Genomic DNA, 21336 nt, shown 5'->3' on the forward strand with positions numbered 1-21336 from the left:
AAGCAAGGCCTTCAATTCACCCTAATAGTTGAATGTGCGAGTGAATACTGCATTGAGTATGCCGTCCATGCGATCGAGGGTCGAATGCAGTCGCGCGTCTATCAAGTACGGCAGCGAGATTCAAGAAAATCGGTTATCTATTTATCATGGTCTCCGCCGCCGCCGACTATTCTCTCCAGCTGCACCATTGCCCCGTTGGGCGTTGGGGCGATAGCCAAATTACTTCTGCAGCTTTTCTCAGCGGATCGCTCACCCTCAGCTGATTTTCGTACCCCATTCTGGCACATCTCGGGCCTGGAACGGATGCCTTCCACTGCTACATTCGCTCGTTTCAATTGATGATAGAATTGATCGGCACACAACGCGATGTCATCGCTGAGAGCATAGGTTATGAAGTCGAAACCCGATCCCGTGCAACTCGACAGTTGGGACCTGCGGATCCTCTCCGAAATTCAGGCAGACGGTCGGATTTCAAAAAGTGAGCTTGCAAAACGAGTTCATCTTTCGGCGTCCGCCTGTTCGGAGCGGCTCCGAGCACTCAAGGCCGCGGGGATTATTGAGGGATTTTATGCGCGGCTGAGTCCTGCCCTCATCGGCGGCATGATCTTTGTGATGGTGGAGGTCGTGCTGGATCGTCATCGTCTTGAGGACCAACGACACTTCGAAACTGCTATCCAAGACATTCCGGAAATCCTGGACTGCTGGGCAATTGGGGGGCGCGTGGATTATCTGATGCGGGTCGCATCTCGTTCTATGGCCGCCTATCAGGATTTCATGGAGGGACTGCTGCAGGCAGGCTTGGGGATTGATCAATACTATAGCCTTGTCGTCACGAAACCAGTGAAGTCCAATTCACCGATACCTTTGTCCGCCCTGAGGCAACGGTAACCCAAAAGCTAAGTTTCAACGGCGTTTGGCACGGATCCCGTAGATTCGTCGGCAAAAGGCACCCATTCCGACGAAACTCAAGGGACATTTGCGGTATACTAATTGCTGGAAAAAGGTGGCCGAGCGCTATCCGCCAGTTGATCGCGAGCAAGGACGATGCGCTTGAGCAATCTGGAACCGATCTATTCCAGGAGAGGATCGAAGCAGCCATCGGACGCACTTGCCCAGCACGGTTACGGCGAGAAGCCAAACCGGATCGTGCCTGGTTGAGGAGGCGTCCATATCTAAGATGCGAAGTGCCGAAAAATGCCTCTACCGCTACTTCAAGGGGGGAACTTTCGCCCTGGATTGGCGATCAGTGGCGATTGAGCTTAGTCGCGGTCAGCGCATCCGTGTAGGGGGCGAAATCTACAGCGAGGGTTTGGCAAGCCGACGGGTAGCGGGAGTGCAAGCTGGCCCGCTCGGCCTTGGCGACCAACCCGGCCCTCGACGCCTGCGGACATTCGGAGATCGCGTTTTTACGTCCTAAGTTCGTTGCTGTTCGAGATTAGGAGATCGTCTGTCCTGTTTGACATTGCTGGTCTCCGCAGCCTTCTAAGCGAGGAGCATGGCTGTGCCGGGATCGCGTAGGTGGGTGACAAGGCCGGTCACTCCTGCCACCCGACGTGGTCTTTGAGAAGGTGGAGGTTGCGCTACCGGCTGGAGAGCATGGTGCCAGTTTTCACAAGACAAGGGTCGCTTAATCGAATGGGCGTCAAGTTCATAGATTGCGAACAGATCATGGGGGGATTTGAATAGTGCTACTGACCGAGGCAGAGCTGAAAAGAGTTGCGAATGCCAGTCGAGGACATAGAGCCGCATCGATCGTTCTAAAGGAAGAGACGGCCGCAGCTACAGCCAGATCGTCATTCGACGTTTTTCTGTCACATTCTTTCAAGGACGCAGAGATCGTTCTCGGTGTGAAGCGAATTTTCGAGGAGCTTGGGTTCACTGCTTACGTAGATTGGGTCGAAGATTCACAACTGGACCGCACAAAAGTCTCCTCGGCCACCGCCGAGTTGCTGCGGACCCGTATGAGGCAGTCAAAGACGCTAATCTATGTGCATTCAAACAATTCTCCAGGATCCAGATGGATGCCTTGGGAGCTTGGCTTTTTCGATGGGTTTCGGACCGCGGTAGCGGTTCTGCCCGTGGCAAAAAATTCTTCGGAAACATTCTCCGGGCAAGAATTTTTGGGCCTATACCCTTACATTGATGGGACAGGACCTGCATTCCTGTTTATGAACAGAGGGACCGCGCCTCGCTCAAGAATAGGCTCTGTAAGCTCGACTGCTAACCTCACGTTTGCCAAATCCTGGCTTAAAGAATTTACCGCCACAAAATAGACTGGTGTGCTTCAAAAATGAAATATCCTGGACTCTATAATAGCGCCGACGTGGCATCCAACGAGCAGCAGGCGACGTTTCTGCGCCTGATCCGGGCAGAGTACGTTCTTCTTTTTTTAGCGTCGGTGCTCTCTTTGGACTTGTCGCCATCAAAAGCCTATTTCGGTGTCTATGCTGCGGTATTTCTTTGCTCAATGGGAGTCCTCATTTTCCGGTCGGTCACAAAGCCCGAGCAGGTCTGGTATCAGGCTCGAGCTCTGGCAGAGTCGGTGAAGACATTGACTTGGCGCTTCGCGATGCGAGCACAGCCGTTCGATGACGCGCGCGCCGCTGACGCCAGAGCTGATTTTCGAAAGCTCATGGAAGGTATCCTTGATAGCAATCGTCACCTTGGTAGCGCGTTGAGCGGCACCGATTCAGCATCCCCCCAAACAACCGACCAGATGATGTCGATAAGGGACTCCCCGCTAAAAGAAAGAAAAGACCTATATCTGCAGAGACGAATCTGCGACCAACGGAAGTGGTACGAGAAGAAGGCGCGCTCGAACAAGAGGTCCGCGAAAGTCTGGATGGGCCTTGGTATTTTTGCATACGCTCTGGGATTCTCGTTCATCGTAGTACGCATCGCTGACCCCGCGATGCCAGGCTGGCCGACCGAGCCGCTAATTGTCATCGCCGCCTCCCTTATTGGGTGGACCCAGATCAAGAAATTTAACGAATTGGCATCGGCTTACACGTTGACAGCTCACGAGATCGGCTTGACTGCCGACCTTATTACGGACGCCAACTCGGATGAGGCATTCTCCGCCGCGGTGAACGAAGCCGAACTGGCTTTCTCACGGGAGCACACCCAGTGGGTTGCTCGTCAAAACAACTAAGAGACAACAATGGCATACAGCGATCCGACCTATGTAATATTTGACGGCGATGAAGACGCTTGGGCATACCGCTTTATGAAAGGGTGGAACGCCAGCGAGAATGTGAGTTTTGAATTCGCGAACGCTCACGATCTGGACAATATGACGAGCCGAGCACAGGACGAAGATTATGTTAAACGCAATCTTCGCAACAGAATGAATGGATCGAGCCAGGTACTTGTCCTGATCGGTGAGAAGACGAAAAACCTTTTTCGCTTCGTGCGCTGGGAAATGGAATTGGCTCTTGATCTAGGTCTGCCGATAATCGCAGCAAACCTTAACGGCTCGCGGCAACAAGATGTGAGCTGTCCGCCTATCATCAGGGACAAATGTGTTGTGCACGTGCCGTTCAAGATGAAGGCCATCAAGCACGCGCTAGCCAATTGGCCGAGCGAATTTCATCGGCTTTCAAACGCTCAGCGTGGCGATGGCGCCAGGAGCTATGGCGAAAGCACCTATCGCGATCTCGGCTTATAATCGCCACCTAAAAGCACTTAGCCGCCCAAACATCCTCGCCATCCGCTGGCGGCGACTAGCCTTAGCAACGTCCGCCAGCGTGTTCCGAGCTTGCCGAGCGATGATAAGAAGAGCACGACGTCCGATTTGCTGAGTTTGGCTGAAAGCTGCAGGTCATGTGCAACCTATTAGAGGAGCCCCGCTCGAAGCGTCGGATCGTCAGACAAGATCATGTCGCGCGAGGGCGCTGGTTTCGCGAGGAAAAGGAGCGGCTGTTCGATGTTTGAGGCTTGATCCAGCGTTTCGAGACTGCACGAGCGGCCAGCATTGATGGAGGCAGCTTTTCAGGCCGCGCAATTCTGTCGGCTCGCCCCCTCCTGCGAGCCGCAGCTCGGCTCGCCCTGCGCAGCAACCACGAATTTGCGATCGCAAGAAAGGCAACACGCTGACGATAGAACTTGGCGGCGCTGGTCGGCTGCGAATCAAGATGTCAATGGCAAGGAGCTCTCGCCGCGCGTCTTTGCCGGGCCGAACCTTCTGGCTATGCTCCTTCGAGAAGTCTGCCGAGCACCAGCCGCCGCACCGCCAAAGCTATCAATATGCGCGAGGGCACGACCTCAGCCTCTCAGCGCTGGCCAACCAGGTTGGAGCCTGTGCCGCGGCACGGAACCCGCTGCCTGCTGATCGAGGCGAATGTGCTTTGCCCCTGATCACCTCATTACCACCCTTGGGAAGGGCAAGACCGATCCGGACCGTCAGAATGTAAGGGATGACCGGCAGTTCGGCGGAACATGGCCGCCGGCGCTCTATCGTGCCTCGCGCGGCCGGCGGGAACAGCGTCCCGAGCGCTATTCATCCGTCAATATCGCCCGCTAATCGGGCACTATGCTGGGCGCATGCGCGTCGTAAGCTGTTCGTGTTTGCAGGACGCGCCCCCGACCCTCGGCTAAGGCGAAGGTGACGCCTTAGTTTTCACGGCAATTCGGGCCGATCCCGCGAATTTCACGGCGAATAACCTGCATTCCCGAGAAACTCAAGGGACGTTTCCGGTATGCTATTTGCTAAACAGGTGGCTGGCCGAGTGCCCTCCGCCAATTTATCGCGAGGAGAGGGACATGCGCTTGAGCAATCTGGGAACCGAGCAACTCCGGGAGAAGGATAGAAGCTTCGTCTTCCATCCTTCTACGCATCTGGCCAAGCACAGCCGAGGCGAAACGCCAAATAGGATTATGGCCGGTGCGGAAGGCGTCTATATCTGGGACACCGAAGGCCGAAGGAGCCTCGACGGTTTCGGAGGACTCTACTGCGTCAACATGGGATATGGATGCACGGAGATCGCCGAGGCCATTGCCAGGCAAGCACACGAATTGCCGTTCGCGCACGTCTATGCCAGCCAAGGTACGGAGCCGGTCGCCCTGTTGGCAGAGGCCGTGGTCGAGTATTTCGGTCAGAACATGCGAAGGGTCTATTTCGGCCTCTCCGGTTCCGATGCCAACGAAACCAACATCAAGCTGGTCTGGTACTATAATAACATTCTTGGCCGGCCCGAAAAGAAAAAGATCATCTCGCGAAATCGCGGCTATCACGGGTCTGGATTGGTCACGGGTAGCCTAACTGGCCTTCCCTTCTTTCACAATTTCTTCGACCTGCCTCTGGATTTGGTGCGCCATACAACCACGCCGCACTATTACCGCCAGGCGCGTGTCGAGGAGAGCGAGGAAGCGTTCTCCCGGCGCTGTGCCGATGAGCTTGAAGCCTTGATCCTGGCCGAAGGACCGGAAACGGTTGCAGCTTTTATCGGAGAGCCGGTACTTGGGACAGGAGGTATTGTGCCGCCCCCCAAAGGGTACTGGACGTCCATTCAAGCGGTGCTCGACAAATACGATATCCTTCTAATCGCGGATGAAGTGGTCTGTGGCTTCGCGCGAACCGGCGAGAAGTTCGGTTCCCACCTGTATAACATGCGTCCGGATTTCGTGACCATCGCAAAGGGTTTGAGTTCCGCCTACCTCCCCATCTCCGGGTCAATCATTGGCGACCGTGTCTGGTCGGTTTTGGAACAAGGAACTGAGAAGCACGGCGCACTCGGCCACGGCTGGACATATTCGGGGCACACGCTTTGTGCCGCAGCCGCGCTCGCCAATATTCGACTGCTTAAAGAAAAAAATATTCTGGAGCATGTCCGCGATGTTGGACCGTATTGGCAAGACCGGATGAAGGCCGAGCTGGCGGGACATCCCATCGTTGGTGAAGTTCGCGGAGTGGGTATCCTGTCGGCCGTAGAGATGATGCGGGACCCAAAACAAAGGATACCATTCGAACCCGACCTTCAGGTCGGGGTGCGCACTGCAGCTGCTCTGTTTGAGAATGGTGTCATCGGACGGGCCATGCCGCATGGCGACATCCTCGGTTATGCCCCCCCCCTGATCATTACCCGAAAAGAGATCGACATCATTGTCGACGCGACGGTAAAGTCGGTCGATACCACCTATCGCGCGCTGAAGGCCGAGGGTGCCGTATGATTTTGCGATCGCGAAGGAGCGAGTCCGGAGGCAGGCATGTCCCTGCGCGCTACTGCGCCGAGCAGACCCAAAACTGTTGAATTCCAGATATCTGATCTTGAGCATGCTCCGGGCTATTTCAGTCACGATTTGTAACCGAATCAGTTCTGCCGCCGCTGTCCTGTTGCCCAACGACCAGGACCTCTGTGCGGCGCGCCCTGCGGGTGTACCTCCCCGCCGGCAGGGCGCCCTTTTTGACCCACGTAATCAGTATCATTATGGCCCGTGCGGGATCGAGGGTCTGGTAAAGGTCATCTGCACGTTCCGATGCAGATTGAGCTTAGACGTGCCCTTTACATCATTGCAGCGGGCCATAATCATTGCGGTGAATTTTATCACGTCAGGTATATAGAAGGACGATACTCACACGCCACCCCGTTCACAAGGAAAGGCATTTTAATATTGTTGAGACGATTTGCCTATCAAAGAAAAGAAAGCATCGCAACACTTCTTTGCGGATCACGGCGCCCCGGGTGGGGGATGAGCGGCTATCCGAATTGTTATGCTAATGCCGACCCAAATTCCTGCAAAAGCTGGGGTCAATGATGGCTTTTGGTCAGCGCAGGATGATTTCTCCTGATTTGGTCGGTGCAGGGGCGGTCATGATTTAATGCATGGAGATTCTCTGATTGAGCTGTTGAGATCATGAGGCGTCTGCCAGACGCCCATCGGGTGAGCCCAGCATGATTGGGATGACCGACGAAGATCGAAAGTGTGGCAGCATTCTGGAGCCCGGTCAGCCCAGCGACGCCCGCGAATTCAATCACGTTTGTCGGGACATACACGACGCAGCCGGAAGGCGTGCAGAAAGAGGAAGAATCGAGCGCGACGATGACGAGGCACATGCCACTTGTTTTCGAGACATTCCTTGAAAGACTGTCACAGAGTATCGATGAGGCAGATTTCCGGGATGCCATGGCTGAGGCGGCCGGACGACTTGACCTAATCTTCTTTGCCTACCTCTCCTTGCCAGCACGGCCTTCCGGCAAACCGAGGTTAATTTCAAACTATCCACCCCGCTGGACCAGACAGTATCTGGAAAATCAGTATGAGAAACTCGATCCTGTGGTCTTGCGTGCTCGAAATGGCGGCTGCCCGTTTCACTGGGGATCGAATTTGGGAGGCGATAAAATGTCGCCGGCTCAACAGCAGCTATTCGATGAGGCGGCTCAATTCAGCATCTGCTGCGGTTTGACGATCCCAATTGTCGATCTCCGCGGCCGCATCGCTGCGGTTACTTTTGCCGCCGATGAGCCTCGTCCAGTATTTCTTCGGGTCGCTGAGCGGTACGAACAAGCTCTTCAACTGATGGCGGCCTGCTTTCATCGTTGCGTTCGCCGCAAATTGCCGAGCGATCGAACAGTGGATGGGGTTTCGCTGACATCCCGCGAATATGAGTGCCTGAGGTGGGCAGCGCGGGGTAATTCAGCCTGGGTGACCGGCCGCATCTTGGGTATCAAGCCACGCACGATCGCTTTTCATTTGGACAATGCCAAGAAGAAGCTAGGCGTGCGAACCCAAAATCAGGCTATAGCCCTTTTGGGGTCCGAAGGGTCCTCAATTGTCTGAGAAGCTTTTTGATCCCCTTGTGCTCGGGCCATTCGATCGCGCGCTTTGTATCGAGCGTTGACTGGATGCCGAGATCTTCTGTTCCGCCGGCTCGGGCGATGCAGCCGTATTCTTCCAGTCCGCGCCGGTGATCATAGTCTATGGGTGCTCGAGCGGGTGTGTCGTCGCTGACGAGCTAGTTGTGGAGCCTCAACAGGTTGTCCTCGGTTAGAGCGAGGCGACTGATAGGTGTTTTGGACTTTAGGCTCCCGTGGGGACGGTGCCAATTGTATCTGTGCAGCCAGACCGGCAACTCTGCGGCGCGGTGATCTGAAGTCGGATAAGCGATGGCATAAGCCCATTCGCGCAGTGCTGTCTGGATGAAGCGCTCGGCCTTGCCATTGGTCTTGGGTGTATAGGGTCTTGTCCTGACGTGCTTGAGGCCGAGATCGCGGCAGGCCTTGGCGAAGGCCTTTGATCTGTAGCAGGAGCCGTTGTCGGTCATGACGCGGGCTATCGTGACGCCGAGGCTGGCGTAGTAGGCCACCGCCGCCTTGAGGAAGGCGATGGCGCTTTCTTTTTTCTCGTCGGGCAGGATCTGCGAGAAGGCGATGCGGGAGGCGTCGTCGATGCAGACATGGACGAACTCCCAACTGCTGCCGCGCGAGCTGGCATTGCCGGTGCGCTTGCCGGTAATGCGATGACCGATGCGCTCGAAACGACCGAGCTTCTTGATATCGATATGGATCATCTCGCCAGGATGCTCGCGCTCGTAGCGTCGGATCGGCTCGGCCGGTTCGATATCCCGCAACCGCGACAGTCCGGCACGCTTGAGAACCCGGCTAACGGTGGCGGGCGAGACGCCGACCTCATGGGCGATGTGCTTGCCGGTCCAACGTTGCCGCCGCAGCGCCATGATGCGCTCGGCGATCAACGCAGCGGTGGCCTGCGGCATATTGGCGGGCCGCGAGGAACGGTCGATCATGCCGGCCCGCCCTTCGGACTTGTAGCGCTCGACCCAGCGCGCCACGATCTTGGCCGACACGCCGTAGACACGCGCCGCATGGGCTTTGGAGAAAGCGCCTTCTATCACCGACAGCGCCATCTCCTCTCGACGCAGCGGTGTGAGACGGGCATTCTTATGGATGTTCATTCGGACCCTCCGGTGAGTGCTGAAGCTTGGTAACTCCAGTCTCCCCGGTCCGGTCCGAATGGACAACCTCCCGAAAGCTCACAGCTAGTCGTGCGGTTATATAGTTTCCGAGGATGGCCCGCTTGCATACCTGCCTGCCGGTAATCTCTAACCCTTGACTTAGGGCGATGGCTATCGGTTATGCGGCTTGAAAGCGAAGAGGTGGACCCTTCGTCGAGCGCCGGTACGATATGGAGTGCTGCTCCGGGCTAATACCCATCCAGACAGAGCGGAACCTTCTATCACGTCAGACGCTCGGACAGTTGCCAAACCCCGATTTCCTGGGAACTGAATTGTGCTCGCCACCGGGTCCATTTTGCCGGCGCGTCTGTGGTGCAGGCCCCGATCAGCCTGACCAATGGCACAGGAACGCTTCTATGACCGAGCACTGCGAATTTGTCAGCTGGCGAACAATTCCTTGTAGCCGCTCGTCACCATCCAGTTCGCACGGTCGAGATGACTACGAAGCGCCTTCCTGGCGCGCTCCGGTTCAAGTGCCGGATCAATGCCGAGGATCAGTTGGGCCATTTCCTCTTCGGGCGCCTCATCGGCTGAGGCGTCCAGGAGCCTCATATAGATGGTAAAGTGCGCCCTGTCGTAGGCGGTAAGACGGTCAGACCAAGGGACTTCGTCGAGCAGTGTTGAGCTTTGAGTCCTATCTGTTCCCGTTGATTGATTCATGTCTGCCGCGAACCTCGCATGTTGATCGCTGGATCCAAGGCAGAATATCCCAAAATGGGATAATCCGAAACGGGGATTAGTCGCTGAGCCGGTCTCTACCTGCCGGTTCACCTAAATGCCCAAATCTCTTCGATCTCCCCGCCACCAGCGGTTTCTGGCCCAGTTGATCTCACTGCGCAATGTCAAAGGGCTGACGCAGGCGCAGGTGGCTGAGAAGCTTGGTCGTCCGCAATCTTTCGTGGCGAAATATGAGGGTGGCGAACGGCGTCTCGATGTCATTGAGTTTCTCGACGTAACTGCGGCCCTCGATGCTGATCCGTGTGAGATTCTGTTGAGCCTGCGCACGTAGTGGGCGCCCGCGCCCATCACCGCGCGTGCCGTGTGCCGGTGGGTCGAGCCCCGATTTTCTTGGCTCTGGCGTCTCGACCATTCCGCTGCGCCTCCTAGCGCGTCGTTAGACTCTCGCAATTCGCTCTGTTTTGTGCCTTTCTCAGCAGGTGGCGCCGCATCCTTCTAGGCCCGCCGCGGCGTCCCGCAACCCTTAGCCAGCTGTGAGCTTTCAGTAGGTTGTCCATCCGGCCCTTCGGATGCGGTGCGGCTCAGACGGCGGACCCGTTCCTGTCATGATTCGCCGCCGCACCCATTCCTGGGAAGCAGCCATTGGCGAGCGGAGGACAAAATGATGAGACAGCGAAGCGCTGGGCCATCCGCGCTGTGGTGATACGTCGATGCATGGCGGTTGCGCGACTTCGTTGCTTGAAGCGAAGCGACCGCACCGCCCATTTCGTCAACTGGCGAACAAATCCTTGTAGCCGCTCGTCACCACCCAGTTTGCACGGTCGAGATGACTGCGAAGAACGTTGCGTGCGCGCTCAGGTTCGCGTGCCGGATCAATGCCGAGGATCACTTTGGCCATTTCCTCTTCAGTGGCGTTGTCGGCCGAGGCGTCCAGGAGCCTCATATAGGTTGTAAAGTGGTCCTTGTCGTAGGCTGTAATGCGGTCCGACCAGGGGACCTCGTCGGCGAACGGCGTGTTCGATCTGGGCTGCAACATCGCTAATTCTATCTCCGGCCAATGGACCCGCGAAGCCCTGTGCCTGCTAAATGTGGATTACATATTATAGTTGATAAACTCAAGCCGCCTGATCCGCTGGCTTGCGTGCATGGATATGCGCAAGTTGGTCGGACGGAATGTGCAGAGGATCAGGCAAAGGAAGCGCCTGACGCAGGAGCAGCTTGCGGAGATTTCCGGGTTCAGTCAGCAGTACATCAGCGGCTTGGAGAAAGGCCGAAGAAATCCGACAATTATCACGATCTATGAACTGGCATTGGCCCTCGGCGTCAGCCACATGGATCTGGTTCGGCCCGACAAACAGGCATGATACACCCGCCCTCCAAGTAGCTGGCCGCCTGATGGCGCGCGCCGGGTGCTCGTGAACCCAGGCTTTTCTTAGGGTCCCCCGGCAGCCCCTGCCATTTGGCTCGCCCTGGCCCGGCGCACCCTATTGGACAGTCGGCCGCTGCGGTTTTTGTCAGCCTTTCCTGGGGCGGTCGGCATTGCCTTTTAGGCCCGCCGCGGCCTCCCGCAACCTTCGCTCTCGCTTCAGGTCCTTCTCTTGGTTACGATCCTTCGGATGCGGTTCGCCTCTTTCAGCGGGCCTAATCGCTTTCTGCCGCCCACCCCACGGGGACAGCCACGCGAGACTAGTATGGAGCGTTGCGGTTAGCGCACGAACAGCAAAGGAACTGAAAAAACAGGCAACTGTCGAAGCATGGCTGAACCAGCCATCGTGTCGGCATCTTGGAGCCGCGTGTTCGCCTTGAGGCCCTGCCGGTAGGATCCCTGCAGTTGAAGTCATTGTCGGCATTCTGACAACAATGGACATGAACCGCCGAACTATCAAGGCGACCAGGTTGTTGTCTAGCAATGGTTTTCCGAATCGGCACGGCACTTGCGTTACCAAAAACAAGTACGCCGCGGCACGGATCGCCCAAGAGGCTGAACGACCTGATCTGTTTGACCCTCGCAGCAGGGGTGGATGGCTAACACAAAGGAAACTTTGAAGGTGGACGTTTTCGAAAGTTCTCCAATACCTGTCAGGAAAACACGGACGCCATCTTTCTCGGTGGATCTAGCCTTGCTGGGAGTCGCATTCGTTTGGGGGGCGAGCTATCCGGTCGGGAAAGGCGCACTGTTCTACGCGCCGGTTTCGATACTTGTTCTTTATCGCTTCCTGATTACTACGATCATTACGGCAGTGGCTGCAAGACATGAGATCGCATTGGTCTCCTGGGGCGATTTCATCCGCGGCTTCGCATTGGGAACAATACTTTTTTGCATCTTTATTGCTGAAACTTACGGCGTTGCATCGACAAGCGCAATGAACACGGCCTTGATCATATCGCTTTGTGTGATTTTCACGCCGAGCATCGACTATGGGCTATCACGGCGACTTCCACCTACGGGCATTTTGGCAAGTGCTGCCATAGCGTGCATCGGTGTCGGCATTCTCACTGGCGGGATCAGCAGGTTCAGCCCGGGTGACGCGCTTGTCTTGGGGGCCGCGATTCTGCGAGCGGTTATGGTCGTTTCCACCAAACGCCTTCTGGCCGGCCGGCAGATTTCATCTGCAGCCCTGACGGCCATCCAAGGATCGACGGTGGCAACACTTACTTTCGTTTTGGCCGTCGCTCAGTTCGGAATTTCAGGCCTTGTTGTGAGGGCCACCCTTCAGTTTTGGGGCGCTGTTGCCTTCCTTGCACTCTTCTGCACCCTCGCTGCATTCTACATTCAAAATGCCGCAGTGAGAAAATCCACACCGACACGGGTTGGCTTCTTGATGGGAACAGAACCTTTTTTTGGTTTCGTTCTAGCGCACCTTCTTCTGAATGAGCCTTTGACAGTACCGAGCTTGATAGGCGCAGGCCTCGTCCTCGCTGCGACGTTTGCTGGCATCTGGTTTGAGAGCAGGACATCCAAATGAACCCCATCTTGGCTTCCACCAAACCCGCCATCGGCGGCATTTCGAGTTTTGAAGATCTGGAGGCTTTTCCGGACCGAACCGCACCAGTTGCAACCATGTTCAGCGGCGGTCTCGACAGCACCTATCTTCTCTACAAGCTGCAAAGCCTTGGCTTTGCGAACATTGAAGCTGTCGCAGCGGATGTCGGAACGCGCATCGATCAGCCTTTGTTGGAACGGACGGCAGCCATGTTCGGCGCGCGCTTTGTCTGCCTCGAAGGGCGGGATGCCTTTGTCGAACAAGGCGTGAAATCAGCCATTCGAGCCCACGCCAAGTACCTTGGCATCTATCCGTTGAGCAGTTCGTTGAGCCGTCCCATAATCGCATCTTTGGTTGTTAATCATGCTAGGTCAATCAACTCACGGCTGGTTCTTCATACAGCAAACCTTTCTCAAAACAGTCTTCCGCGCCTTAACAATAGCATTAAGCGCTCAGGATTTTCCGGCAACTTCGGCAGTCCGTATGAATGCTCTGTGATATCCCGACAACAGAAGACCTCCGACCTGTCCAAGTGTGGAGCGACTTTTGTGGCGGACCGCACGTGGAGCGCGGACGAAAACCTCTGGTGTCGGGAATTCGAGTCGGGGCCTTTGGAAGATCCCGAGAACTTTTCCATCCCCGAGGAGGCATTTGCTTGGACGCGCCACATTCCCGCAGAGCAGCCGGTAGAGATCAAACTCGGGTTTGCAGACGGAAGTCTCGTGTCAATTGATGACCGTGATGTTGCATTGGTCGACGCAATCCCGTTCCTGAATAACACGGTCGGCAAATTCGGGCACGGCCGCTTTGTCGGGCTTGAACACATCACAACCGGCCAAAAGGTTCTCGAAGTCCGCGAGGCCCCTGCCGCGGCCATTATCTTCGACGCGCTGCGTCACCTCGAAACCGCTTCTCTTGACGTGGCATCAATCGTTTTGAAGCAAGGGCTTGAGCAAGCCTGGTCCCAAGAGGCGGTTTCAGGTGCATGGGGCAGTACTATTCACCAGATGTGCGAACGGGCCATTGCATCCGCCCTCGAGGGCGTTAGCGGGAGCGTCAGCTACATAGTCGATCACACACGCTTTTTACCTCGGTCGATCCGAGCCAGGACGCCGAGATACATTAGGGACCGCGACCTTTGGGAATACCAAGCCGCAACCCACATAGCGTTGTCCAAAGCGTTCCGTCCTCGCCAAGTCACCAAAAGGGAGACACCCGTGGAAAACAACGCACCCCAGGCGCCGGCCAACCTCAGTCAACAATGCACTGACGGTCTGGTGACAAATGGATGGTGGTTTTCAAAAGGCGAGCGCGCCGAAGCCTGCTTTGGCATCGAAATTGATGCAGCCTGGAAGAACTTTGCTGACCATTGGAATCGACTTCTTCTCGATGAATACATGCGTGACGGCGGAACATATCGTTACCGGCGCTATAGCGCTTTTGAATATGACGCGACTGACGGAATCTTTAGGCTCCTACCCCACGCCCCCTACGAACAATCAAAAAGTGTCAATCATCTGAATGGCGGCTTCAAGCGCCACTTCGAGCCCCTTGAAAACTCCTTTATAGACCATCCCGTCTTAGAAAAGATTCTGACAGGTTTCTGCAGAATTCTATGTGAAGCCGCCCGACATGATCGTTGGAATATCAAGATCCATCCCTACCGGATTGTCGCGCGCGATGGTGTAAATGGCAAACCGGCACCCGAGGGCCTTCACCAGGACGGGGTGGACTTCATTGCTTGCTATATGATTGGGCGGGTCAACGTCACCGGCGGCATGAGCATGATCACCGACGCCTCAAAGGAGTTCCTCGGCGAGGTCGAAATGAACTCCCCGAATGATTTTGTGATCTGCAACGACCGCGAAACCTTTCACGATGTATCGTCGATTGTGGCCGAAAACCTGAAAATGCCGTACGCTTATCGCGACGTCCTTGTGATCGCCTTCGAGAAATTATAACGCCCAGCGCGCCGAGAGCATTTTCAACAAGGTTCAATACTGCTTGGTATCCTCTCGGGTGTTCCTGGTGCGGGAACAATGCAGGATTAATTTCTTGCATCTAAACACCTAGATAGCAGTTTCGCCTCTCTGGTATGATGGTTTTTGGCCTCGCGGATCTCGCGTAATACGAATGACCGTGGACACCCCCGATCTTCGCAAGAAAGTGAGAAATTATCCTCATGCTGTCCGACGAGGTGGTCTGCGGCTTCGGAGGCACCGGGAACTGGTTTGGTAGCCAGACATTTGGGATGGAACCGGACATGCTCTCGATCGCCGGGGGGCTTTCATCCGGTCACCTGCCCATTGGCGGCGTCATTATCTCGACAAGATTTATCAATGCGCCGCTGACGAGGCCCACAAGGTCGGCGTGTTCGGTCACGGTTTCACCTACTCCGGTCATCCGGTGATAGCGGCCGTCGCCGCCGAGGCGATCAGGATCTACAGCGAGATCGATTTCGTGACCCAGGCGCGTCGTCTCGGCGATCACTTGCATGGAGCCCTCGCGGACGCGCTCGGCGACCATCCGCTTGTCGGTGAAGCCCGCGGCCGCGGCTTCATCGCGGGGGTTCAGATCGTCGAGGATCGTGCGCCCGTCGCGTCTTCGCGCCCGAGCTGAGGATCGGCGATGTCGAGCGGCGGTGCCGCGAGCACGGCGTCATGATCCGCAATATGGGAGAAGTGCTTGGAATCTGTCCGCCCTATATAATCACCGAAAGCGAGATCGACCCCTTGGTTGACGGCATTCGTTCTGCACTCGACGGCGCCGCTGCTGCGAATTCCCGGGTCGGTCGGGTGGCATGAGTTCCAGCATTAAGACCGACTGCTTCACTTCAGTGGATATTATCGAGCAAACGCTCACCCGAGGGGTGCACTTCATCCGTGTCCGGTACAAAACGTCACCCATGTCTCAGGTCGGGCACGCCGCTCGCCAACGACACCGAGTTCGGCCTCGCGGCCTACTTCTACACCGGCGATCTCGGTCGCGCCTTCCGCGTGATGGAAGGACTGAAGTACCGGCGTCAATGAAGGCCTGATCACCACGCCGGAGGTGCCGTTCCGCGGCGTCAAGGAATCGGGCCTCGGCAAGGAAGGCGGCCTCCAGGGCATCGTGGATTATCTCGACACCAAACATGTCTGCATCGGCGGTCTCGGCGTCTAGTGGTTCCCGCCTGACATAGGAGTCCAATCAGAGATTCCCTTTCTGGCCTGCGCGTGCGAGTCTGGCGCATGCGCACAGGAAGATCGTTCACCGTTTCGTCGGCCGATCGCGTCCGTCTGACGGCGCTGATCAGGGATCGCAACGCCCCGCAAAAGCATGTCTGGCGCGCCGAGATAGTGCTTTTGCCCGCCGACGGCGTCGGCACCGGCGAGGTCATGCGCCGCATCGGCAAGTCGAAGACCGACGTCTGGCGCTGGCAGGAGCGCTTTGCCGCGGAAGGCTGTGACGGGCTGCTGCGCGACAAGACGCGACAGTGGCGCATTCCGCCGCTCGGTCCCGATGTCGGCGAGCGCGTCGTGGCACTGACGCTTGCCGATCCGCCGGGCGAGAGGACCCACTGGACCGCCGACATGATGGCGCAAGCCGCCGCAATCAGCGCCAGCGCCGTCAGGCGCATCTGGAAGGCGCATGGTCTCGCACCCCACCGCTGGCGCCAGGTTCAAGCTCTCCAATGATCCGAAGTTCGTCGACAAGTTGCGCGCCGTCGTCGGCCTCTATCTCGATGCGCCGGCCCATGCCATCGTTCTGTCGGTCGATGAAAAGAGCCAGATCCGGCGCTCGACCGCACCCACCCGGCCTGCCGATGAAGAAGGGGCGGCTCGGTACGATGAGGCACGACTACAAGCGCAACGGCACCACCACCCTGTTCGCCGCCCTCAACGTCCACTATTGTCCCGTTGACGAGAATATCATCTTAGTTGCTTGTAAAAATTTGTTCTCCACTTCCGTCTCCATCGTATCTCAGTCAACGCGATGGAGCAGGAAATGACTACAAACATTGTGAAACTGGAAGAAGGCAGGGCAATCGGCTCTAATCGTGACGTGCCGCTGTCAGATCATGAGGCGGAAGCCCTAGGGCATCTTGCGGTGGCGCTGAGTGGCATTTCGACGACCATTCGGTCCGCCGCCTACAAACACGCGCTAAACTCTAGTCACGCGATGAAGCCCCTAAAGGAGACGGAGGACGCGCTTACCGACTACGACGCCTTGGCGAGGGCGGCGGGCCGAAAGCAGCCGAAAGCGGCGGAGGAGGACGACAGGAAGGGGGACGCCCTAGCGAGAGAGGCCGCCGCACAGGTCAGCAGGGTCGATCAGACCCGATCTTCCCGCTGGAGCAGACCGCGAAGGGTACCGGTGGCATCAACGGACTACGTTCGGCAGGTGGTCATGGCAGATAGTCAGCTTGGAGCAGTGTCGGCACTGGTAAACGCGCGGCGAGTGGCTCCAGAACGCTTCCATGCTTCTGTTCCCAGTGTAGATAATAATCCGGATGCTCCGCTTCTGACCTCTTTTTCGGACTATCTGAGCAGGGTGTGCGGACTGGAGTCAAAGTCCCGCGAAGGCGTTCTCCTGGGCAGCCGCCGCTTTCTGGATTGGTTCCATCACCACCATTCCCGGCCAAGCCCTCGGCGCGTTGACGGCTGAGCATGTCCTTGCCGCTGTCGAACATCGGCTGTCACTATCGGCGACCTCCGGTACCCGCACCGGCAGCAACTTCTCACATCGTATTGGGCTGGCCACCACGACCAGAATCTCGCGCGCGTCGTCCCCAGGACGCCCCACTGGCGTTTGGCTCATCTAACCCTCGAACTCGGCTACGGCCCGTCGACGGTCTTCTTCACATGGGTCGGATTCGACGAAATGGACGAGGTCACAGGCGACGGCCATGCTGAACTGCTCGACGACGGCTCCATCGACATCACCTTCTATCACAACGGCGACGAGGCAATCCTCAAGGCCAAACGGGACACTTCTTCAACGGCCTGCTAGGAGATCCGTGTTCGCCTTGCGCTGACAAAGAAGCTCACACATGACGTCCGGGAGACGATGCTGGCAAATGGTCTGGCTGAAGCATTCCACCCACAATACCAAAGCCCGTCCCGATCCAAAGCGCTTCTAAGCACTCCACCTCAGGCGCAAGGCCGGTTGGCCAGTGCATCTTCTTGGTCCGCCGGAAGAGAACCCCGCCCGACAATAGCTTCATGAGGTCTTGCGCTGCAGTGTCGACCGTAAAAAAGGGCGCGCGAGGCGCCCTTCATTTAAACCGGCAGTCGGGAAGCAGACTTCACTCTGATATTCAAAAGCGGTAGGTGACACCTGCGCCTATCAGCCAGGGATCGAGCTCCGCCTTCCCCGTCAGCTTCGCGCCGGTCACCGTGACGTCGAAGTCCGGCTTCAGGAAAAGCTTCTTCACGTCGAAGTTGAGGCCCCAGTGCTGGTCCACCATGTAGTCGAATCCGACCTGCAGCGCCGTGCCGAACGTGTTCTTCACCTTGAGAGCATCAGCGCTGCCAGTGTCCTGGTTGTAGAAGATCGTGTAGTTCACGCCGGCGCCGACATAAGGCTTGAACGCGCCGAGATCGGTAAAATGGTACTGCAACGTGAGTGTCGGCGGCAGCAGCCAAACTTTGCCGATGTTGCCCAACCCTCCGATCGTCCCTTGGCCCGCGATGTTGGCATAAGTGGTACCGAGTATGAGTTCGGCGGCGATGTTGTCGGTGAAGAAATACGAGATATCGAGTTCCGGCGTCACCGTGTCCGAATACGAAAGACCGGAGCCGGGAAGCGTATCAACGTAGCCCAGATCTTTCGTAACGACGCCCAACGCCCGCAGGCGGACCTGCCAAGGGATTGGCGCTTCGGTGACCGAGGCTCCCGTCTCCGCCAGGACGGTCTCTGCTTGCGCAGGCTCCGCGGCGACGGCCTGCTGTCCCACCATGATCAGGGCCACCGCCGCTGCTGTTGCCCGCGCTACGCCCATTCGCGTTCTCGCCATGAGATTCACTCCTTGATGTTCAGAAAGGATGCACTGCACTATTTCGTCTCCTGCTCGAATGAATTGTTGATGGACCTCAAATGCCCCTCTTGCGTTGCAACGCGTTCCGCCGTCTCCGGAGGGTGATCGTTGAAGCCGATTGCGCTGCGGAGAAAATTGGTGCCTAGACTGATGAATGCGGCTTGCTCCCGATTGTCCTCGCCGCAGCCGTGCCCGCCTGCGCTGGCCTCGTAGAAGTAAGCGGGATAGCCAAGAGCCTGCAGTTTTGCGGCCATCTTGCGCGCATGGCCCGGATGGACGCGGTCGTCGCGTTTCGTGGTGGCGATCAGGATAGGCGGATAGGGCTGTCCCGGCGCTGCGGCGTGATAGGCGGAGATTTCCTTCAGGAAAGCCCAATCGTGAACCTTGTCCGGATCGCCATATTCGTCGATCCAGCTCGCGCCCGCCAAGAGCTTGGTGTAGCGACGCATGTCGATAAGCGGTGCTGTGCAGAACAGAGCCCCGAAATGCTCAGGATAGCGGGTCAGCATGTTTGCGATCAGCAGGCCGCCATTTGAGCCACCCTCGGCGGCAATCCGCCTCGGCAGGGTGATGCCCCTTCGCACGAGGTCGGAGGCAACGGCGGCGAAATCGTCGTGGGCGAGACGCTTGCCCTCCCTGCGCCCGGCTTCGTGCCAGCGGGTGCCGAACTCGCCGCCGCCGCGGATGTTCGCCTCGACACACGTGCCACCGCGCTCGAGCCACAGCTTGCCCAGCGGGGAGTTGTAGTAGGGCAGGAATGATACGCCGAACCCGCCATAAGCGGAAAGGTGAATCGGAGCATCTCCGTTCCCGTTCGCCGGACCAACCTGCGTATAGGGGATCAGCTCATGATCGATAGAGACTGCCTCGTGGCGCGTGACCACCAGTCCGGATGCATCGAAATTCTCCGGGCTGCGCTTCAGGATTGCTGAAGCGCTGAGAGACGGCGCGGCATTCAGATCGAACAGCAAGAGCTGCGGCGGCGTGATCGGATCCTGAGCACAGATCAGGACCTCTCCATTGGTCTCGTGAACTGCCGCATCGAATGACCAGACGTCGACAGTACCTTCGGCGGGCAGGGTGTTCAGGACTCGGCGCGTCCATTCCTGGTGGCCGGGAGTGAACATCTCGAAACGCGGTGCGAGATTGACGAGGTAAGAGATAATGAGCTTCCCGTCATTCCAGAAGAATGACTGCATGGAGCGCCTTTCCCCTGGTTGAAACAGGGTCTCAAAACGGCGTCCGCCGGCGAGGAAAGTGGAAAGCGAGATGACGATCAGCGCGTCGGCGGGATGGGTGGTGCCTCCCACCGTCCAGGGCTTGCGCGGCCTTACCGCCAGCCAGTCGCCGAAGACCCGCCACGACGCGTCGCGAGGAAGATCGATCTGCCTCCTCGGCCCGCTCCTATCGCCGATCCAGCTGATCTTCTCGAAGAAGGCCGGCTGCTCGATGAACCAAAGGCGCTCGCTGCGGCCGGTGCGGTCCGAATGACCAGACACTTGGAAGCTTTCGAACCCGGCCTCGAAGATTGCCGGCGTGGTGAGGGGATCCGCGTCACGCTTCCACAGTCGAACTGTGCGCGCATAGCCGGAGCGGGTGGCCATGCCATTACCAAGCGCACTGGAAAGCAGAAGCGTGTCAGGGTCCAGCCAATTAACGTAGCCTTTGGCCTCGGGGAGGTTGAAGCCGTCGGCGACAAAGCTCAGAGAAATCAGGTCGAATTCGCGATGCACGACCGCGTCGCTGCCGCCGCGCGACAGGCGCAGAACGGCTCTTTCCCGTCTCTCCGGCTCGATGGACGCGCCGTCCCAGATCCAGTCCTCTCCGTCGCTAGCCGCGAGAGCATCCAGATCGAGCAGTAGCTCCCATTGGGGATCCGCCTTCATGTAGGCGGCAAGGGTGGTCCGGCGCCACAGTCCGCGTGGATTACCGTCATCTCGCCAGTAATTGTAGAGGTACTGACTACGGCGCGCGATCAGGGGAAGATTGTCGCGATTGTCGAAAATGGCTGTCAGAGCCGCGCGGTCGCGCTCGAACTGCGTTCCACCGAAGTGCTTCAGAGTCCTTGCCGATTGGCCGGCGGCCCAGGCAAGTGCCCGCTCGCCCTCTACATCTTCAAGCCAGACATAGGGATCGTCGTCGGGAGCATCAAGCGTTGGACGGACATCAAATGCGTTCATGTCCGGACAGCCTTCAGAAAGAAGGGATAGAGGCTTCCGTCGGCTCGGGAACGCTCAGTGTCGGTAGCGGCGCCCACATGTTCGAAAAGCGTGATCATTGATGAGTTCTTCCAGTCGGTGCGGCATCGCAGTGCTTTTGCGCATAGGGCCGCAACCTTCGTGCCAACTGGGAAAATCGTTTCGGAACAATGCGATCGCTCTGGAAGCGTTGTGTCACATGTCCGACATCGTCGAGAATCCGACAACGAGTGCTCCTCCTAATCACCGGATCAACCTCCGGCGCCAGTCGTGGACACTGTGCAGAACTCGAGAAGTGAAGCTCATTGGAGTGAACCTGGTTGACGCCCAACATCTTCGCTCTGGAGCGCTTCACGCACACGGATTCATGGCAGACACCATGATGCGATCGATGCTGTTAGAGACCAAGCTGGCTGCGCCTGTGAGTTTCAGCCGCCAGCTGGAAGCAGCGGAGTTCTGAGGAGAAGGGTGGGGGGCCCAAGCCCTGCC

The 21336-nt window shown here is 57.5% G+C and carries 18 protein-coding genes and 3 pseudogenes; 16 read left to right on the top strand and 5 right to left on the bottom strand.

The genetic code is table 11. From position 1 onward, the window contains the following. The first annotated feature begins 390 nt into the window (after positions 1 to 390). The 6 genes and pseudogenes from EN993_RS00625 (at position 391) to EN993_RS00650 (ending at position 7776) form a co-directional block, all read left to right on the top strand. Complete coding sequence (locus EN993_RS00625) at positions 391 to 888, top strand: Lrp/AsnC family transcriptional regulator (RefSeq protein WP_063169306.1); 498 nt, start codon at positions 391 to 393, stop codon at positions 886 to 888. 1402 nt (positions 889 to 2290) lie between these two features. After that, a complete protein-coding gene (locus EN993_RS00635; protein WP_063169305.1) occupies positions 2291 to 3151 on the top strand; it encodes a DUF4231 domain-containing protein in 861 nt (286 codons plus the stop codon). Between the two features lie 9 nt (positions 3152 to 3160). Next, positions 3161 to 3667 (top strand): TIR domain-containing protein, encoded by a 507-nt coding sequence (locus EN993_RS00640; protein WP_063169304.1) that lies wholly within the window; start codon positions 3161 to 3163, stop codon positions 3665 to 3667. 483 nt (positions 3668 to 4150) lie between these two features. Beyond that, a pseudogene (locus EN993_RS37590) lies at positions 4151 to 4571 on the top strand (transposase); the annotation flags it as partial. 190 nt (positions 4572 to 4761) lie between these two features. Continuing rightward, positions 4762 to 6168: an aminotransferase gene (locus EN993_RS00645; RefSeq protein ID WP_063169303.1), complete on the top strand. Its 1407-nt coding sequence runs from the start codon at positions 4762 to 4764 to the stop codon at positions 6166 to 6168. A gap of 870 nt (positions 6169 to 7038) precedes the next feature. Next, on the top strand, positions 7039 to 7776 hold the full coding sequence (locus tag EN993_RS00650; protein ID WP_082826574.1) for a LuxR family transcriptional regulator: 738 nt from the start codon (positions 7039 to 7041) through the stop codon (positions 7774 to 7776). A gap of 175 nt (positions 7777 to 7951) precedes the next feature. Here the strand turns inward: EN993_RS00650 and EN993_RS00655 are convergent, their stop codons facing one another. Beyond that, positions 7952 to 8908, bottom strand: a complete 957-nt coding sequence (locus EN993_RS00655; RefSeq protein WP_063169302.1) for an IS481 family transposase — start codon at positions 8906 to 8908, stop codon at positions 7952 to 7954. A 438-nt stretch (positions 8909 to 9346) separates the two neighbouring features. Then, positions 9347 to 9628: a DUF2285 domain-containing protein gene (locus EN993_RS00660; protein ID WP_063169301.1), complete on the bottom strand. Its 282-nt coding sequence runs from the start codon at positions 9626 to 9628 to the stop codon at positions 9347 to 9349. 115 nt (positions 9629 to 9743) lie between these two features. On the opposite strand from EN993_RS00660, the gene EN993_RS00665 reads away from it, so the two are divergent. Next, the gene (locus EN993_RS00665) at positions 9744 to 9977 is read left to right on the top strand and encodes a helix-turn-helix transcriptional regulator (RefSeq protein WP_082826573.1); all 234 of its coding nucleotides are present in this window, start codon (positions 9744 to 9746) and stop codon (positions 9975 to 9977) included. A gap of 438 nt (positions 9978 to 10415) precedes the next feature. Here EN993_RS00665 and EN993_RS00670 read toward each other — a convergent pair whose 3' ends face one another. Then, on the bottom strand, positions 10416 to 10682 hold the full coding sequence (locus EN993_RS00670; RefSeq protein WP_063169299.1) for a DUF2285 domain-containing protein: 267 nt from the start codon (positions 10680 to 10682) through the stop codon (positions 10416 to 10418). Between the two features lie 109 nt (positions 10683 to 10791). Here EN993_RS00670 and EN993_RS00675 point away from each other — a divergent pair, with 109 nt between their 5' ends. From EN993_RS00675 to EN993_RS00710, 8 genes and pseudogenes are all read left to right on the top strand, one after another. Continuing rightward, the gene (locus EN993_RS00675; protein WP_029354714.1) at positions 10792 to 11010 is read left to right on the top strand and encodes a helix-turn-helix transcriptional regulator; all 219 of its coding nucleotides are present in this window, start codon (positions 10792 to 10794) and stop codon (positions 11008 to 11010) included. A 657-nt stretch (positions 11011 to 11667) separates the two neighbouring features. Further along, positions 11668 to 12612: a DMT family transporter gene (locus tag EN993_RS00680; protein ID WP_082826572.1), complete on the top strand. Its 945-nt coding sequence runs from the start codon at positions 11668 to 11670 to the stop codon at positions 12610 to 12612. Then, complete coding sequence (locus EN993_RS00685) at positions 12609 to 14591, top strand: argininosuccinate synthase-related protein (RefSeq protein ID WP_063169298.1); 1983 nt, start codon at positions 12609 to 12611, stop codon at positions 14589 to 14591. The genes EN993_RS00680 and EN993_RS00685 overlap by 4 nt, the downstream gene beginning before the upstream one ends. 221 nt (positions 14592 to 14812) lie before the next feature. Beyond that, positions 14813 to 15040 carry an aminotransferase class III-fold pyridoxal phosphate-dependent enzyme gene (locus EN993_RS38285; protein WP_263485461.1) on the top strand — a complete coding sequence of 76 codons (228 nt, stop codon included), beginning with the start codon at positions 14813 to 14815 and terminating at the stop codon, positions 15038 to 15040. Then, entirely contained in the window at positions 15001 to 15249 is a 249-nt protein-coding gene (locus EN993_RS38290) for an aminotransferase class III-fold pyridoxal phosphate-dependent enzyme (RefSeq protein ID WP_063169297.1), read from the top strand. Before EN993_RS38285 ends, EN993_RS38290 begins: the two co-directional genes overlap by 40 nt. A 308-nt stretch (positions 15250 to 15557) precedes the next feature. Further along, positions 15558 to 15792, top strand: a pseudogene (locus tag EN993_RS00695) (aldehyde dehydrogenase family protein); the annotation flags it as partial. A 68-nt stretch (positions 15793 to 15860) separates the two neighbouring features. Then, a pseudogene (locus EN993_RS00700) lies at positions 15861 to 16516 on the top strand (IS630 family transposase); the annotation flags it as partial. Between the two features lie 905 nt (positions 16517 to 17421). After that, the gene (locus tag EN993_RS00710; protein ID WP_244514237.1) at positions 17422 to 17622 is read left to right on the top strand and encodes a hypothetical protein; all 201 of its coding nucleotides are present in this window, start codon (positions 17422 to 17424) and stop codon (positions 17620 to 17622) included. A 307-nt stretch (positions 17623 to 17929) separates the two neighbouring features. Here EN993_RS00710 and EN993_RS00715 read toward each other — a convergent pair whose 3' ends face one another. Then, positions 17930 to 18628 (bottom strand): OmpW family protein, encoded by a 699-nt coding sequence (locus EN993_RS00715; RefSeq protein WP_063169295.1) that lies wholly within the window; start codon positions 18626 to 18628, stop codon positions 17930 to 17932. 38 nt (positions 18629 to 18666) lie between these two features. Further along, positions 18667 to 20829, bottom strand: a complete 2163-nt coding sequence (locus EN993_RS00720) for a prolyl oligopeptidase family serine peptidase (protein WP_082826571.1) — start codon at positions 20827 to 20829, stop codon at positions 18667 to 18669. Positions 20830 to 21046: 217 nt separating this feature from the next. Here EN993_RS00720 and EN993_RS00725 point away from each other — a divergent pair, with 217 nt between their 5' ends. Continuing rightward, positions 21047 to 21307 (top strand): hypothetical protein, encoded by a 261-nt coding sequence (locus EN993_RS00725; protein ID WP_095769041.1) that lies wholly within the window; start codon positions 21047 to 21049, stop codon positions 21305 to 21307. The last annotated feature ends 29 nt before the right edge of the window (positions 21308 to 21336 follow it).

It is taken from the genome of Mesorhizobium sp. M7D.F.Ca.US.004.01.2.1 (assembly GCF_003997785.1).
Classification (GTDB): Bacteria; Pseudomonadota; Alphaproteobacteria; order Rhizobiales; family Rhizobiaceae; genus Mesorhizobium; species Mesorhizobium loti.